This window comes from Streptomyces longwoodensis (genome assembly GCF_001514125.1).
Classification (GTDB): domain Bacteria; phylum Actinomycetota; class Actinomycetes; order Streptomycetales; family Streptomycetaceae; genus Streptomyces; species Streptomyces longwoodensis.
This window is the reverse complement of the sequence record NZ_KQ948555.1, coordinates 195,532-211,415: the sequence shown is the minus strand read 5'-3', so window position 1 is coordinate 211,415 and position 15,884 is coordinate 195,532. Positions and strand designations below refer to the sequence as shown.

Below are 15,884 nucleotides of genomic sequence, written 5' to 3'. Positions count from 1 at the left end.
CACGGGGTGCGCGCGCACGGGACGTCGGCAAAGCGCGGCGTCAGCCTTAGGGTGGTCGCATGAACGATCGCATGGTGTGGATCGACTGCGAGATGACCGGCCTCTCGCTGTCCGACGACGCGCTCATCGAGGTTGCCGCCCTCGTCACCGACTCCGAGCTGAACATCCTCGGCGACGGGGTGGACATCGTCATCCGGCCGCCCGACGCGGCGCTGGAGACGATGCCGGAGGTCGTGCGTCAGATGCACACCACGTCCGGCCTGCTCGCCGAGCTGCCCGGCGGCACGACGCTGGCGGACGCCGAGGAGCAGGTCCTCGCCTACATCCGCGAACACGTCAAGGAGCCCGGCAAGGCGCCCCTGTGCGGCAACTCCGTCGGCACCGACCGCGGCTTCCTGCTGCGCGACATGCCGACCCTGGAGGGCTACCTCCACTACCGCATCGTCGACGTCTCCTCCGTCAAGGAGCTGGCCCGCCGCTGGTACCCCCGGGCGTACTTCAACAGCCCGGAGAAGAACGGCAACCACCGCGCACTCGCCGACATCCGCGAGTCCATCGCCGAACTCCGGTACTACCGCGAGGCCGTCTTCGTGCCCCAGCCGGGACCCGACTCCGACACCGCCCGGACCATCGCCGCCAAGCACGTCCTGCCTGCTCAGCACGGCTGACCGGCCCCCCGCAGGAGGCCCCGCGAAAGCCGGGCGCGAGCACCCCTTCGGACCCTGTACACTTTTTCTCGGCCGGTCGGGGAAACGACGAAGTCGAACCGCCGGTCATGGTGGGTGTAGCTCAGCTGGTAGAGCACCTGGTTGTGGTCCAGGATGCCGCGGGTTCGAGTCCCGTCACTCACCCTCAGTCATCAGCCGGTGACCTCTCGTGGAGGTCACCGGCTGATGCGTTTTCCGCTCCGCTTCGTTCTCCGGGCGCCCGTCTTACCCCATGGTGGGCAGAGTGGAGCGGCGGTGACACGTGCCTGGGCAGTCCCCACAAGCCCTCAGCCACCCGTCATCTCCTGACAGCCGACCGAGGGCTTCGTCGTACCTGGCCCTACAGGCTGTCCAGAATCTTGGCGCGACGGTCCCGGTACTCCTCGTCCGTGATCGCCCCGACCGCCCTCAGCTGGTCCAGCGTCTGCAGACGCGAAGCCACGTCCTGGACCGGCGTGACCGCCGGAGCAGGCGCCGCCGTCGGAGCGGTCACCGCGGCCGGTGCTCCTCCGCCCGCGATCCGCTGGCGCAGGGCGTCCGCGAGCGCCTTCCCCTGGTCCTTCGGGACCTGCTTGATCTCTGCCTTGTTGCCCGACGCGAACACCGTGAGAGTGCCCATCAGCATCCCGCCGGCCCACTGGATCGAGCTGATCCGGTTGTACGGGAAGTCCTCGATCTTCTGCGACATCACACCGTGGAAGTAGAACACCAGCCTCTGGTTCGTCATCGCCAGCAGCCCGTTGCCCTTGCCGTAGACACCCGTGGCGAGCATGTCGACCGTCTCGCCCTCCCACAGCACCTCGGGCAGCCGCTGTATCTCCCGCTTCGCCCCGAACGCACTCGACAGCTTCTCGGCCGCCGCGTCGATGTCCGGGCGCACGTTGAACGCCACCATGACGCCCCCTCCTCAATCAGTGGACGGATCGTACCGAGGAGCCTGGCGCGCGAGGAGGCGACTGTGCCCGGCCCTCGCGGCGCTCACGGAGCCGCAGCATGCGGACTCCGCCCCGTGAAAAAACACGCACCCCGACCCGAGCCCGCCCCCGTACCCTCGCCGGATGCGCCCCGAGCCGATCGTCACCGCCCGTCTGGACCTCCTGCCGCTGCGCCCCGGTCACGCCGCCGAGATGGCCGTCGTGCTCGCCGACCCCGCGCTGCACGCCTTCATCGGCGGCTCCCCCGCCACGCCCGAGGAACTGCGCCGGCGCTAGGGGGTGTCTTGTCGATCAGGCCGGATCAGGGAGCGACGTCTGGTGCCGTGCATCGCAAGGCGGAGGAGGGCGGCGATGCGGAGCATCGCCAACCGACGACAACGCGGCGAGGCGCGGTGCCAGGCGCCGCGAGCCCGGCCTGATCGGCAAGACACCCCCTAGGAGCGGCTGGCCGCCGGTTCCCCCGACCCGGCCGTGTCCTGGTGCAACTGGGTCGTACGGGCGCGGGACGAAGGGGTTCTGGTGGGCACCGTCCAGGCCACGGTCACCCCGGGTGCCGGACGGGCCGAGGTCGCCTGGGTGCTGGGGACGCCCTGGCAGGGGCGCGGGTACGTCGCCGAGGCCGCCCGGGCCCTGGTCGGCCGGCTGCGCGAGCGGGGCGTGCGGGGCGTCGTCGCCCACGTCCACCCGGGGCACCACGCGTCGGCCGCGGTCGCCCGGGCGGCGGGCCTGACCCCCACCGACGAACAGCAGGACGGCGAGACCCGCTGGCGCCTGGACCTGCCGTAGGGGGTGGGCCTCGAGGAGCGGCCGGGGCACCGGGTACGGCGCCGGCCGGTCCGGGACCTTCAGGACGAGGCCCGTACCTCCAGCTCCGTCGCGAGCACGACCCGGCGGCGCTCCAGCCCCCGTGACACCGCCGGGCGGCGGTCCGCGATCTCGGTGAGGAGCAGGTCCAGCATGCGGCGGCCCATCTCCTCGATCGGCTGGCGCACGCTGGTCAGCGGCGGGTCCATGTGGCGGGCGATGGCCGAGTCGTCGTAGCCGACGAGGGCGACGTCCTCGGGGATGCGCCGGCCGACCTCGCGCAGCACCTGCCGGGCGCCCGCCGCCATCACGTCCGAGCCGGCGAAGACCGCGTCCAGGTCGGGGTGGCGGGCGAGCAGCTCGGTCATCGCGCGGCGGCCGCCCTCCTCGGTGAAGTCACCCTGCTCCACCAGGGACTCCCGCACCTCGTGCCCGGCGTCGCGCAGGGCGTCGCGGTAGCCGTCGACGCGGCGCTGGGCGCCGTAGACGTCCAGGCGGCCGGTGATGTGGGCGATGAGGGTGCGCCCCCGGGACAGCAGGTGTTCCACGGCCGAGCGGCCGCCGCCGTAGTTGTCCGAGTCGACCGAGGGCAGGGTCTCCGCCTCGGACCTCGGGCCGGAGATCACCGCGGGGATCTCCAGCTGGGACAGCAGGTCCGGCAGCGGGTCGTCGGCGTGCACGGAGACCAGCAGCACCCCGTCGACGCGGTGGGCCGCGAGGTACTGCGCGAGGCGCTGCCGCTCCCGGTCGCTGCCCGCGAAGATCAGCAGCAACTGCATCTCGGTCTCGGACAGTTCGGCGCCCACACCGCGCAGCATGTCGGAGAAGTACGGCTCGGCGAAGAACCGGGTCTCCGGCTCGGGCACGACCAGCGCGATCGCGTCCGTGCGGTTGGCGGCGAGCGCGCGGGCCGCGGTGTTCGGCACGTAGCCGAGCTCGGCGACGGCCGCCTCGACGGCGGCGCGCGTGGTGTCACTGACCCGCGGGGAGCCGTTGATCACCCGGGAGACCGTGCCGCGGCCCACGCCGGCGCGCGCGGCGACCTCTTCCAGGGTCGGCCTGCCGCCGCTCCGCCCCCGCGCTCCGTGGCCTGCCATGGGCTCCGCCTTCCCGCCGTCGTCAACGCGCTGGCCTGGAATCTAACAGCCGCGTCCATGGGCACCACCGTCACCTGGGCGGATGATGGGTCCGGCGGCCCCGTACGAAACGTACCGCTCGCCGCATTAGTTAACAGGCCGATAACTGAACGCACCTTCGCGCGTCACCACCCTTGACACCCCCGCCCGAACCGACGACTCTTCAACACATCACTTGTGGGAGCGCTCCCACAGTACCTGGCACATACATATCCCGCACGTTCCCCGCCCGAGCCGCAAGCGTGAACTAACGGGCCCAACAATGCAGTTGGCCGGGGGGTCGGCACGTCAGGGCAACAGGAGGACGCAATGCGAGCATTCACCCGTACCGCCCGCCGGGCGGTAGTCCTGGCGGCGGTGGCGTCGCTCGGCGCCGGGTTGCTGGCCGGCTGTGCCGACGACAGCGGCGACAGCGACTCGGACGGGTCGTCGTCCGGCGGCGGCAAGGGCAAGACCACGGTCACGCTGGGCCTTTTCGGTACGTTCGGCTTCAAGGAAGCCGGACTCTACACCGAGTACGAGAAGCTGCACCCGAACATCAAGATCGCCGAGAACGTCGTCGAGCGCAACGAGAACTACTACCCCGCGCTCCTCAACCACCTCACCACCAACAGCGGCCTGCAGGACGTCCAGGCCGTCGAGGTGGGCAACATCGCCGAGATCGTCTCCACCCAGGCGGGCAAGCTCACCGACCTGTCCAAGGTTTCGGGCGTGAACAAGAGCAACTGGCTGCCCTGGAAGTGGGAGCAGGCCACCGCCAAGGACGGCCAGACCGTCGGCCTCGGCACCGACATCGGCCCGATGGCCGTCTGCTACCGCAAGGACCTCTTCCAGCAGGCCGGTCTGCCCACCGACCGCAACGAGGTCGCCAAGCTGTGGGCCGGCGACTGGAACAAGCTGGTCACCGCCGGTGAGACCTACAAGAAGAAGGCCCCCAAGGGCACCACCTTCTGGGACTCCCCCGGCGGCCTGATCAACGCCATCCTCAGCAGTGAGGAGAAGAAGTTCTACGACGAGTCCGGCAACGTCATCTACAAGACGAACCCGGCCGTGCGGTCCGCCTTCAACCTCACCGCGAAGGCCGCCCAGGAGGGCCTGGTGGGCGCCCAGACCCAGTTCCAGCCCACCTGGGACCAGACCATCGCCAACACCAAGTTCGCCGCGATGGCCTGTCCGCCCTGGATGCTCGGCTACATCAAGGGCAAGTCGAAGCCCGACGCGGCCGGCAAGTGGGACGTCGCCGTGGCGCCGAAGTCCGGCAACTGGGGCGGCTCCTTCCTGACGGTGCCCAAGAGCGCCAAGCACGCCAAGGAGGCCCAGGAGCTGGTGGCCTGGCTGACCGCGCCGGCGCAGCAGGCGAAGCTGTTCGCCGTGCAGGGCTCCTTCCCGAGCGCGCCGAGCACGTACACCATGTCGGAGGTGACCAGCGCCAAGAACGACATGACCGGTGACACCCCGATCGGTGAGATCTTCGGTGCGGCCGCCAAGCAGATCCCCGTGCAGGTGATCGGCCCGAAGGACCAGATCATCCAGCAGGGTCTGACCGACAACGGCGTCATCCTCGTCACCAAGGGCAAGTCGCCCGAGGAGGCCTGGAAGACGGCCACCAAGACCATCGACAACAACCTGGACAAGTGACCCGTATGTCCACCCGTCACGACATCGCCGCGCCCCCCACCGAGGGGGGCGCGGCCCCGGGCCGCCCGGCCCCGGGCACCGGGCCGACGGAGGCGGACAGGCGCCGGCGTGCCCGGCTCTCCCGCCGCTGGCAGCGGGACCTCCGCTGGAGTCCCTACGCGTTCGTCTCGCCGTTCTTCGTGCTGTTCCTGGCCTTCGGCCTGTTCCCGCTGATCTACACCGGCTGGGCGTCGCTGCACCAGGTGGAACTGACCGCGCCCACCGACATGACGTGGGTGGGGCTGCGCAACTACACGCGGATCTTCGACGACGACTTCTTCTGGAACGCGGCGAAGAACACCCTGACCATCGGGATCATCTCCACGGTCCCGCAGCTGCTGATGGCGATGGGCATCGCCCACATCCTCAACTACAAGCTGCGCGCCTCGACCTTCTACCGGGTCGTGATGCTGGCGCCGTACGCCACCTCGATCGCCGCCGCCTCCCTGGTGTTCGTGCTGCTCTTCGGGCGCGACTACGGCATGATCAACTGGGCGCTCGACCAGGTCGGCATCGGCAAGGTCGACTGGCAGAACGAGAAGTGGGCCTCGCAGATCGCGGTCTCCTCGATCGTCATCTGGCGCTGGACCGGCTACAACGCGCTGATCTACCTGGCGGCGATGCAGGCGATCCCGCAGGACCTGTACGAGTCGGCGGCGCTGGACGGCGCCAGCCGCTGGCAGCAGTTCCTGCACGTGACGCTGCCGTCGCTGCGGCCCACCATCCTGTTCACGGCGGTCGTCTCGACGATCGGCGCGAGCCAGGTCTTCGGCGAGCCGCTGCTGTTCGACGCGAACAAGGGCGCGTCGGGCGGCGCGGAGCACCAGTTCCAGACGCTGGGCCTGTACCTGTACGAGCAGGGCTGGGTGAACCAGCACCTCGGCCGGGCCTCGGCGATCGCCTGGACGATGTTCCTGATCCTCATCGTGATCGGGATCGTCAACTACGTCATCTCGCGCCGGCTGCGCGCCAGTAGTTAAGGAGTACGGCCGTGACGACGACCCTGACGAAACCCGAGGACGCCGCGCCGCCCGTGCGCAAGTCCCGCAAGCCCCGTGCCGCCCGGGCCGGCGGGCACATGCACGGGGGGCCGATCGCCTACGCGATCCTCATCCTGTTCTCCATCGGCTCGCTCTTCCCGCTGGTGTGGACGGCGATCGCCGCCTCCCGGGACAACAACCGGCTGGCGCAGACCCCGCCGCCGTTCTGGTTCGGCTCCAACCTCTTCCACAACCTGGACGTGGCCTGGACCGACGCGAACCTGGGCGAGGCGTTCGTCAACACCACCTTCGTGGCGGGCGTGTCCGCGGTGACCATCGTCTTCCTGTCGACGATCGCCGGCTTCGCCTTCGCCAAACTGCGCTTCCGCGGCCGTGGCGCGCTGATGCTGCTGGTGATCGGCACGATGATGGTGCCGCCGCAGCTCAGTGTGATCCCGCTGTACATGATGGTCGCCAAGCTCGACTGGACCGACCAGCTCCAGGCGGTCATCTTCCCGTCGCTGGTGAGCGCGTTCGGTGTGTTCTTCATGCGCCAGTACCTGATCCAGGCGCTGCCGGACGAGCTGATCGAGGCGGCCCGGATGGACGGCGCGAGCAGCTGGCGCGTGGTGTGGCACATCGTCTTCCCGGCGGCGCGGCCCGCGATGGCGGTGCTGGGCATGCTGATGTTCGTGCAGACCTGGAACGACTTCCTGTGGCCCTTCCTGGTGCTGACCCAGACCGGCAACCCGACCGTGCAGGTCGCGGTGGCGGGGCTGGGCCGTGGCTACACGCCCGACCAGTCGCTGATCATGGCGGGCGCGCTGCTGGGCACGCTGCCGCTGCTGCTGGTCTTCGCGATCTTCGGCAAGCAGATCGTGGGCGGGATCATGCAGGGCGCCGTGAAGGGCTGAACCGCCGCCCGTGCCGTGCGCCGATTCCCAGGGGGCCGGGTCACCGTCGCCCCGGCCCCTTTTCCCTTCGCCGCCCCTCCCCTCTTCCCCACCCCCTTCTCCTTCCCCTTCGTCCTCCGTAGGTCCAGACGACCACTTTGGGAGCGCTTCCATGCCTGAGTCCGCACAGCCGGAGACCCCGATCCTGGTGAGCCCGGCAGCACCGGAGAGCCCGGTGACCTTCCCTCCCGCCTTCCTCTGGGGCGCGGCGACGTCCGCCTACCAGATCGAGGGCGCGGTGCGGGAGGACGGCCGTACGCCGTCGATCTGGGACACGTTCAGCCACACGCCCGGCAAGACCGCGGGCGGCGAGACCGGTGACATCGCTGTCGACCACTACCACCGCTACCGCGAGGACGTGGCGATGATGGCGGACCTCGGCCTGACGGCGTACCGCTTCTCGGTGTCCTGGTCGCGGGTGCAGCCGACGGGCCGCGGGCCGGCCGTCCAGGTGGGCCTGGACTTCTACCGGCGCCTGGTGGACGAGCTGCTGCAGCACGGCATCACCCCCGCCATCACGCTGTACCACTGGGACCTGCCGCAGGAGCTGGAGGACGCGGGCGGCTGGCCGGAGCGCGACACCGCCTACCGCTTCGCCGAGTACGCGCAGATCGTCGGCGAGGCGCTCGGCGACCGGGTGGAGCACTGGATCACCCTCAACGAGCCGTGGTGCAGCGCCTTCCTGGGCTACGGCTCCGGGGTGCACGCGCCCGGCCGTACCGACCCGGCGGCCTCGCTGCGCGCCGCCCACCACCTCAACCTGGCGCACGGGCTCGGCACGTCGGCGCTGCGCTCGGTGATGCCGACCCGCAACGAGGTGGCGATCAGCCTCAACTCCTCGGTCGTGCGGCCCCTTTCGCAGGACCCGGCCGACGTGGCCGCGGCCCGCAAGATCGACGACCTGGCCAACGGCGTGTTCCACGGCCCGATCCTGCACGGCGCCTACCCCAAGTCGCTGTTCGAGGCGACCCGTTCGGTGACCGACTGGTCGTACGTCCAGGACGGCGACCTGGAGGTCATCCACCAGCCGCTGAACGCGCTGGGCCTGAACTACTACACGCCCACCCTGGTGTCGGCGGCGGACCCGAAGCTGGGCGGTCCGCGGGCGGACGGCCACGGGGCCAGCGAGCACTCGCCCTGGCCGGCCTCGGCCGATGTGGCGTTCCACCAGACGCCGGGCGACCGCACGGAGATGGGCTGGTCGGTCGATCCGTCCGGGCTGCACGAGCTGATCATGCGCTACACGCGCGAGGCCCCCGGCCTGCCGATCTACATCACCGAGAACGGCGCGGCCTACGACGACAAGCCCGCCGCCGACGGCACCGTGCACGACCCGGAGCGCATCGCCTACCTGCGCGGCCACCTCGCGGCGGTCCGCCGGGCCATCACCGACGGCGCCGACGTGCGCGGCTACTTCCTGTGGTCGCTGATGGACAACTTCGAGTGGGCGTACGGCTACGAGAAGCGGTTCGGCGCGGTGTACGTGGACTACACGACGCTGGAGCGGACCCCGAAGTCCAGCGCGCGCTGGTACGAGCGGGCGGCCCGCACGGGCGTCCTGCCGGAGGTCGACGCGCGGTAGGGCGGGTCCGGGCCGGCACGAGAACCCCCCGGGCCCGCCTGAGGGTGGCGGAGTCCGGGGAGGACGGGGGACGGGGCGCGGCACGTCGTGGGGGCGTGCCGCGCTCCGCTGTTCCCCGGCTCAGCGCGGGACGCGGACCACGGCGACCTCGCCGGCGCCGATCTCGACCAGGCCGTCGGGCAGCGGGGTGCCGGTGAGGAGTTCGGTCGCCTTCTCCGGGACCCGGACGCGGGCGCCGTCGCCGCCGTGGTCGATGAGGAAGAAGTAGTCGGCGTCCTCGCCGCGCCGCCGGACGGCTTCCACGCCCTCGGGCACCCCGTCGAGGACGGGCCGTACGCCGGCCTCGGCGCACATGCCGAGCAGCAGCTCACCGAGGGTGGCCGCGTCCGGGTGCGTCGCCACGTACCAGGCGGTGCCCTCGCCGTGGGCGTGGCGGGTCACCGCGGGGACCCCGGCCAGCGGGCCGTCCGCGTACGCCGTGACCGCCCGCGCCCCGGCCAGGCGCACCCGCTCCGACCAGAGGGTGGCCGTGCCGCCGCCGGTCAGGGCGCGCGTCTCGCCCGGCAGCAGCGGGAAGAGCTCGTCGGTGCGCACGCCCAGGGCCTCGCGGAAGGCGCCCGGGTAGCCGCCCGGCCGGACGTGGCAGGAGGCGTCCACCATGCCGCTGTGGAAGCCGACCGCGAGGGTGCCGCCCCGGGCGGCGTGGGCGGTGAGGTTGGCGGCGCCCGCGTCGTCCACCAGGTACAGGCTGGGCGCCAGCACCAGGCGGTACGCGGACAGGTCGGCGTCCGGGCGGACGAAGTCCACCGCGACACCGGCCCGCCACAGCGGCTCGTACCAGGAGCGGACCCGGTCGAGGAAGCGGACCTCCGCGCTGGGCTGGGACGGCAGCTCCACGGCCCAGCGGGCGTCCCAGTCCCAGACGACGGCGACGTCGGCGGGGCTGCGGCTGCCCTTGACCTCGGCGAGCGCCGCCAGGTCGGCGCCGAGGCGGACCACGTCCTGCCAGATGCGGCTGTCGGTGCCCGCGTGGGGCAGCATCGCCGAGTGCCATTGCTCGGCGCCCGCCAGGGCGGCCCGCCACTGGAAGTAGGCGATGCCGTCCGCGCCCCGGGCCACGTGCGCGAGGGCGTTGCGCCGCAACTCACCTGGTTTCTTGGCACGGTTGACCGGCTGCCAGTTCACAGCGCCGGTGGAGTGCTCCATCAGCAGCCACGGTCCACCGCCCGCCAGGGAGCGCACCAGGTCGCCGCTGAGCGCGAGGTCGACGTACGGCTCGGGGTCGGTGGAGAACAGGTAGTGGTCGTTGGACACCACGTCCAGCTCCGGTGCCCAGCGCCAGTAGTCGAGGGCGTCGAAGGCGGGCATCACCATGAAGTTGGTGGTGGCGGGGACCTCCGGGGCCGCCCCGCGCAGCACCGCCACCTCGGCCCGGCACAGGGAGAGCAGCGCGTCGGAGCAGAAGCGGCGCCAGTCCAGGCGGTGGGTGGGGTTGGGCACCGCGCCCGTCGCGCGGGGCGGCAGGACCTCCTCCCAGTCGTAGTACCACTGGCTCCAGAAGGTGGTGCCCCAGGCGGTGTTGAGGGCCTCCAGGTCGTCGCCGTACCGGGTCCGCAGCCAGGTGCGGAAGGCGGCCGCGCTGGTGTCGCAGTAGCACTCGGCGTTGTGGCAGCCGTACTCGTTGTGGACGTGCCACATGCGGACCGCGGGGTGGTCGGCGTACCGCTCGGCGAGAGCGCCCGCGATGCGCAGCGCGGCTTGCCGGTAGGCGGGGCTGGACGGGCAGAACGTCTGGCGGCTGCCGTAGGACAGGGTGCGGCCGTCCCGGTCGACGGGCAGCGCCTCGGGGTGGGCGCGGAAGAACCAGGCGGGCGGTGCCGCGGTGGGCGTGGCGAGGTCGGCCGCGATGCCGTTCTCGTGCAGGAGGTCCAGGACCCGGTCCAGGCGCGAGAAGTCGTACACGCCCTCGGACGGTTCGAGCAGGGCCCAGGCGAAGATGCCGACGCTGACCAGGTTCACCCCGGCCTCGCGCATCAGGCGCATGTCCTCGGCCCACACCTCCTCGGGCCACTGTTCGGGGTTGTAGTCGCCGCCGTAGGCGATGCCGGACACGGACAGGGTGCGCTTCACGGGGGTCCCTCCCGGGGGTGCGGGCGCGTCAGCCCTTGGCGGAGCCGAGGGTGAGGCCGCTGACGAACTGCCGCTGGAGCAGGAAGTACACGATCAGGGTGGGGATCGCGGTGAGCAGGGCGCCCGCAGCGACGAGGTTGGGGTCGGTGAAGTACTGGCCGGACAGGTTGTTCAGCGCCGAGGTGATCGGCATGTTGTCGCCGGTGGAGATCAGCACCAGCGCCCAGAAGAAGTCGTTGTAGATCCAGATGGACAGCAGGGTCGCCAGGGCGGCCATCGCGGGCTTGCACAGCGGCAGCGTGATCTGCCAGTACAGGCGCCACGCCGACGCCCCGTCCACCAGCGCGGCCTCGGTCAGCTCGTGCGGCAGGGAGCGCATGTAGTTCGACAGCACGAAGGCGCAGAACCCGGACTGGAACGCGACGTGGATCAGCACCAGGCCGAGCGCCGAGTCGTACAGCTTGCCGCTGGCGGTGATCCCCGGCAGGTCGGTCAGCAGGTACATCCGGTACAGCGGGGTGATGATGACCTGCTGCGGCAGCAGGTTGCCGGCGGTGAACACCAGCAGCAGCGCCAGGTTGAGCCGGAAGTCGAAGCGGCTGACGTAGAAGGCGACCATCGACGACAGGAACAGCGTCAGCAGCACGGCCGGCACCGCGATGAGCAGCGTGTTGCCGAAGTAGTGCAGCATGTCCGACTGTTCGAAGGCGTTGGTGAAGTTGTCCAGGGTCAGCGTGTCGGGCCAGGAGACGTACCCCTTGGCGCTGGTCTCGCCGTAGGGGCGCAGCGCGGAGAAGACGGCCCACAGCAGCGGTGCCAGCCAGGCCAGCGCGGTGCCGGCCAGGAAGACGTGCAGCAGGACGCGGGCGGGGCGCACGGGGGCGCGCCGCTGGGCGGGCGGGGCGCCGGCCGGCGTGCTCAGGGTGCTCATGCGCGCCGCTCCTTCCGGAAGGTCGCGATCAGGTAGGGGATGATCACGATCAGCGAGATCACCAGCAGCACCACCGCGATCGCCGAGCCGTACCCGATGCGGCTGGACTCGCCGATGATGTTGTTGGTGACCAGGATCGACAGCAGCTCGGTGCCCTGGGCGCCCTTGTTGAACACGAAGACGAGGTCGAAGGCGCGCAGGGCCTCGATGATCGTCACGACCAGCACGACGGTGTTGGTCGGGCGCAGGGTCGGGAAGATGACGCTCCTGAACGTCTGCCACTCGTTCGCGCCGTCCAGTGCGGAGGCCTCCCGCAGCGAGGGGTCGACGCTCTTCAGGCCGGCCAGGTAGAGGATCATCATGTAGCCGGTGTGCCGCCAGGAGGCCGCGACCAGCACCGCCCACAGGTTGAGGTCGGGGTCGCCGATCCAGTCGATGTAGTGGCCCGGCTCGTTGGCCCCGATGATGCTGTTGATCAGCCCGGTGTCGGGGTTGTAGACGAGCTGCCAGACGAAGCCGATGCAGGCCATGGAGATGACCACGGGCAGGAAGAACGCCGTCTGGTAGACCCGGCTGAAGCGGATCCGCTTGTCCAGCTGGACCGCGAGGAACAGCCCGAGCGGGGTCGGGACGAGGATGAGCACCACGAACCAGACGACGTTGTGCTGGACGGCCGGCCAGAACTGCGGGTTGTCCTGGAACAGCTGCGTGAAGTTCTGCAGGCCGACCCACGTGATGGAGTCGAAGCCGATGCCGTCCCAGGTGGTGAACGCCAGGAGGACCGACGCGATCGCGGTCACCCAGACCAGGGCCACGTGCAGCAGGGTCGGGACCCCGGCCATCAGGCCCAGGGTGATGCGGTCGCGGCGGGTCAGCAGGCGCTGGTGCCCCTGCCGGTCCCGCCCGGTGCCGGACGCGCGCCGCGGGGGCGGCACGGCGGCCGCCTCCGGGGACTTCATGGGGGTGTCGGTCGCCATCTCGCGCGCGCTCACTCGGACGCGAAGATGGTCTTCTTCTGCCGCTCGATCGACGAGAGCAGACCGTCCACGCCCTTGGGATTCTGCAGGAACTTCTGCAGACCGGGCTGCATCACCGTGGAGGTGAAGTCGGGGCGCGAGTCGCGGTCCATGAACTGGGTGAGGTTCTTGGCGCCGGAGATCATCTCGAACGCCTTCTTCTGCAGCGGCGTGTAGGAGGCGGTCGAGGCCTTGACGGAGGCGGCCACCACGCTCGGGTCGCCCTTGAGGTAGGTCTCCTCGGCCGCGGGGGTGCCGAGGAACTCCAGCAGCCTGACGACGCCGTCGTGGTTCTTCGGCGACTTCGACACCATGAACCCGTCGGTGGGGGCCTCCACGGTCTCCTGGCCGTAGGCCGGGTTGATCTCCGGGAAGGCGAAGAAGTCCAGGTCGTCCAGGTCCGCCTTGTCCGTGAACTGCTGGCCGACGAACGAGCCGAGCAGGTACATGCCGGCCTTCTTCGCCACCAGCGTCTGCGCCGCGTCCTGCCAGGTACGGCCCATGAACCCGTCCTGGTGGTAGGGCAGGATCTCCGACCAGTGGTCGAAGACCGCCTTGACCTTGGCGTCGGTCCAGGACGCCTTGCCGGCCATCAGCTGCACGTGGAAGTCGTAGCCGTTGACCCGGAAGTTGATCTGGTCGAACGTGCCCATCGCCGGCCAGGCGTCCTTGTCGCCGAACGCGATCGGCACCAGGCCGTCCTTCTTCATCTGCTTGCACAGCGCCACGAAGGCGTCCCACGTCGTGGGCACCTGGTAGCCGTGCTGCCGGAAGACGCTCTTGCGGTAGAAGACCGCCCACGGGTACGTGGTCAGCGGCACGAAGTAGTACTTGCCGTCCTCGCCCTTGCTGAGCTTCCGCATGGCCTCGGGGAAGTTGCCCGCGATCTTCTGCCACACGTCGTCGACCGGGGACGCCAGCCCCTTCTTCGCGAAGAACTGCATGCGGTAGCCCGCGAACCAGTTGAACACGTCGTCCGGAGTGCCCTGCAGGTACGAGTTGATCTGCTCCTGGAACGTGTTGTGGTCCTTGGTGTTGACCTTCACCGTGATCCCGGACTGCTTCGTGAACGCCGTGTAGACGTCCCCGTACGCCTTCTTCGGCACCGCGTCGGACCCGTTCGAGCCCAGCGTCACGGTCTTGGGGTCGGACGACGAGCCGCTGCCGCCGCACGCGCTCAGCAGGGGGACGCCCGCCCCGAGTGCGGCGGCGCCGGCTATCCCGCGCAGCAGGGTCCGGCGGGCGGGGGCGGCGAAGGTCGGCGAGGTCGGCTGCATTGACGACTCCTGGGAGGGTGTGAGTCAGGGAGGACCACACCACATTCGGCCACACTTGGTCTCAACCAATCAGAAACCAACTCGACCGAACACGGCGTGGCGCAATAACAGTCGTATGTCCGGTCAGCGTCAAGGGTTGGTGTGCGCAGTTGTCGAAACGTAATCGACAATGCCGAACGGAGACACCCGGTCTGGATGTCTCCGTTCGGCGGTGTTCGTTCCTGTTGGGCCCGCGTCAGTTGAAGGCGGCGAAGGCCTTGGAGAAGGCGGACGGCTGCTGGACGATCGAGCTGCACGTGGCGTCGGCCGTGCCCTTCGCGCCGCCCGCACACTGCTTGTCGCGGGTCGCCGACCACATCGACAGCCAGCCCAGGCCCTTGGCCTTGGCGAAGGTGACGAGCTGGGCGGCGTCGTCCACCGTGAAGATCTCGGAGGCGACGTCGTTCACACCGATCATCGGGGTGACCGCGACGGTCTTCCACGCGGCGCTGTCGCTGAGCTGCAGGACGCTCTTGATCTGCGCCTGGGTGGCCGTGGCGGCCTGCTCGGCGTAGGTGCCCATGTCACCGCTGTAGGCGGGTCCGTAGTCCATCGCCATGATGTTGACGGCGGAGATCTTCACGCCGTTCTTCTTGGCGTCCGCCAGCAGGTTCACGCCGTCCTGCGTCAGGCCCTCCGGCATCACCGGCAGGGTGAACGACACGTCCAGGCCCGGGTGCTGGCGCTGGAGCGTGGCGATCGCCTGGGCGCGGCGGGTGTTGGCCGCGGTGTTGGGCAGCGCACCGCCCTCGACGTCGAAGTCGACCTTGGTGAGCTTGTAGGCGTCCACGGCCTTGCCGTACGCCGCCGCCAGTGCGTCCGCCGAGCCGCAGGTGGTGCCCAGCTCGGAACCGGAGGCCCCGCCGAAGGAGACCCGGACGTCCCCGCCCTTGGCGCGCAGCGCGCCGATCTGGGACGCCACGGCGTCGCTCGCGAGGTCGGTGACGCCGCCCCACTTCGGGGTGCAGCCGCCGCCGTCGGTGACGAAGGCGAGGTTGTAGTTCTTCACGCCGGTGGCGTTCGCCGCGCCGATCAGGTCGAAGGCCGGGTAGAGCGAGGTGTCGACGTACGGCGCGAAGCCGGCGCTCGCGGTGGTGCCGGTGCCGGTGGACTGCGAGGGGCTCGCGGTGGGGGTCGGCGTGGCCGGGGCGGTCGACTGGGAGGGGGTGGCCGTCGGGGTGGTCGCGCTCGGCGTCGGGGCGGGGGTCTGGGTCGGGCGGCCGCTGGGCTCGGGGGTCGGGCCGCTGTCGGTGGAGCAGCTCGCGCCGTCGATGCGACAACCGGTGGGGTCTGCGCTGCCGTTGACGACGAAGCCGATCGTGACCGACTCACCGGCCTTCAGCCCGTCGCCGTCCCACTTCGGGGGCTTGACGGTGACGTGCTGCCCGCTCACGCTCGACTCGCCGTTCCACAGCGAGCTCAGCCGCGCGCCGGACGGCAGGTCGAACTCCAGCGCCCAGTCGGCCTTCTGCTGCCCGCTGTTGTTGGTCACGACGTACTGCGCGGTGTACCCGGTCGACCAGTCGCTGGTCCTGGTGTACGCGGCGCCGATGCCGGCGGCCTGCGCGGTGCTGGTGAGCAGGACGACACCGCCGCCTATGACCGCCGCGGCGACGACGCCGCCGATCACCTTGTTCCTGCCACTGATCCTGCGCCGGTGCGTGCTCATGGCGTGCCTGCCTGCCTTCGTGGTTCACGGGGGGAGTGCGCGGGTCCC

Annotated in this window: 12 protein-coding genes, 1 tRNA gene and 2 pseudogenes; 8 read left to right on the top strand and 7 right to left on the bottom strand. The window is 70.4% G+C overall.

All coding sequences use genetic code 11. From position 1 onward, the window contains the following. Window positions 1–59 precede the first annotated feature (59 nt). Both orn and AQJ30_RS20820 read left to right on the top strand, forming a co-directional pair. Window positions 60–668 carry an oligoribonuclease gene (gene orn, locus AQJ30_RS20825; protein ID WP_067236233.1) on the top strand — a complete coding sequence of 203 codons (609 nt, stop codon included), beginning with the start codon at window positions 60–62 and terminating at the stop codon, window positions 666–668. Between the two features lie 110 nt (window positions 669–778). Beyond that, a tRNA-His gene (locus AQJ30_RS20820) sits at window positions 779–851 on the top strand. Window positions 852–1,047: 196 nt separating this feature from the next. Here the strand turns inward: AQJ30_RS20820 and AQJ30_RS20815 are convergent. Continuing rightward, the gene (locus tag AQJ30_RS20815; RefSeq protein WP_067236231.1) at window positions 1,048–1,602 is read right to left on the bottom strand and encodes a PH domain-containing protein; all 555 of its coding nucleotides are present in this window, start codon (window positions 1,600–1,602) and stop codon (window positions 1,048–1,050) included. A 163-nt stretch (window positions 1,603–1,765) separates the two neighbouring features. On the opposite strand from AQJ30_RS20815, the pseudogene AQJ30_RS37050 reads away from it, so the two are divergent. Continuing rightward, a pseudogene (locus AQJ30_RS37050) lies at window positions 1,766–1,915 on the top strand (GNAT family N-acetyltransferase); the annotation flags it as partial. Between the two features lie 168 nt (window positions 1,916–2,083). Then, window positions 2,084–2,428, top strand: a pseudogene (locus AQJ30_RS20810) (GNAT family N-acetyltransferase); the annotation flags it as partial. Window positions 2,429–2,487: 59 nt separating this feature from the next. Here the strand turns inward: AQJ30_RS20810 and AQJ30_RS20805 are convergent. Beyond that, window positions 2,488–3,543 carry a LacI family DNA-binding transcriptional regulator gene (locus AQJ30_RS20805; protein ID WP_067236229.1) on the bottom strand — a complete coding sequence of 352 codons (1,056 nt, stop codon included), beginning with the start codon at window positions 3,541–3,543 and terminating at the stop codon, window positions 2,488–2,490. A 348-nt stretch (window positions 3,544–3,891) separates the two neighbouring features. On the opposite strand from AQJ30_RS20805, the gene AQJ30_RS20800 reads away from it, so the two are divergent. The 4 genes from AQJ30_RS20800 to AQJ30_RS20785 all read left to right on the top strand — a co-directional run bounded on the left by AQJ30_RS20800 (window position 3,892) and on the right by AQJ30_RS20785 (window position 8,774). Next, on the top strand, window positions 3,892–5,220 hold the full coding sequence (locus AQJ30_RS20800; protein WP_067236228.1) for an ABC transporter substrate-binding protein: 1,329 nt from the start codon (window positions 3,892–3,894) through the stop codon (window positions 5,218–5,220). A 5-nt stretch (window positions 5,221–5,225) separates the two neighbouring features. Beyond that, window positions 5,226–6,239: a carbohydrate ABC transporter permease gene (locus tag AQJ30_RS20795; RefSeq protein ID WP_067236226.1), complete on the top strand. Its 1,014-nt coding sequence runs from the start codon at window positions 5,226–5,228 to the stop codon at window positions 6,237–6,239. A gap of 11 nt (window positions 6,240–6,250) precedes the next feature. Then, window positions 6,251–7,153: a carbohydrate ABC transporter permease gene (locus AQJ30_RS20790; protein WP_067236223.1), complete on the top strand. Its 903-nt coding sequence runs from the start codon at window positions 6,251–6,253 to the stop codon at window positions 7,151–7,153. A gap of 151 nt (window positions 7,154–7,304) precedes the next feature. Next, window positions 7,305–8,774, top strand: coding sequence for a GH1 family beta-glucosidase (locus AQJ30_RS20785; protein ID WP_067236222.1), 1,470 nt, complete (start codon window positions 7,305–7,307; stop codon window positions 8,772–8,774). A gap of 120 nt (window positions 8,775–8,894) precedes the next feature. Here AQJ30_RS20785 and AQJ30_RS20780 read toward each other — a convergent pair whose 3' ends face one another. The 5 genes from AQJ30_RS20780 to AQJ30_RS20760 form a co-directional block, all read right to left on the bottom strand. Continuing rightward, window positions 8,895–10,904, bottom strand: coding sequence for a beta-galactosidase (locus AQJ30_RS20780; protein WP_067236219.1), 2,010 nt, complete (start codon window positions 10,902–10,904; stop codon window positions 8,895–8,897). A gap of 28 nt (window positions 10,905–10,932) precedes the next feature. Further along, a complete protein-coding gene (locus AQJ30_RS20775) occupies window positions 10,933–11,835 on the bottom strand; it encodes a carbohydrate ABC transporter permease (protein WP_067236216.1) in 903 nt (300 codons plus the stop codon). Beyond that, window positions 11,832–12,812 (bottom strand): carbohydrate ABC transporter permease, encoded by a 981-nt coding sequence (locus tag AQJ30_RS20770; protein ID WP_067236214.1) that lies wholly within the window; start codon window positions 12,810–12,812, stop codon window positions 11,832–11,834. The genes AQJ30_RS20775 and AQJ30_RS20770 overlap by 4 nt, the downstream gene beginning before the upstream one ends. A gap of 11 nt (window positions 12,813–12,823) precedes the next feature. Next, a complete protein-coding gene (locus AQJ30_RS20765; RefSeq protein WP_067236212.1) occupies window positions 12,824–14,128 on the bottom strand; it encodes an ABC transporter substrate-binding protein in 1,305 nt (434 codons plus the stop codon). 235 nt (window positions 14,129–14,363) lie between these two features. Beyond that, entirely contained in the window at window positions 14,364–15,836 is a 1,473-nt protein-coding gene (locus tag AQJ30_RS20760) for a glycoside hydrolase family 18 protein (RefSeq protein WP_067236209.1), read from the bottom strand. Window positions 15,837–15,884: the final 48 nt, after the last annotated feature.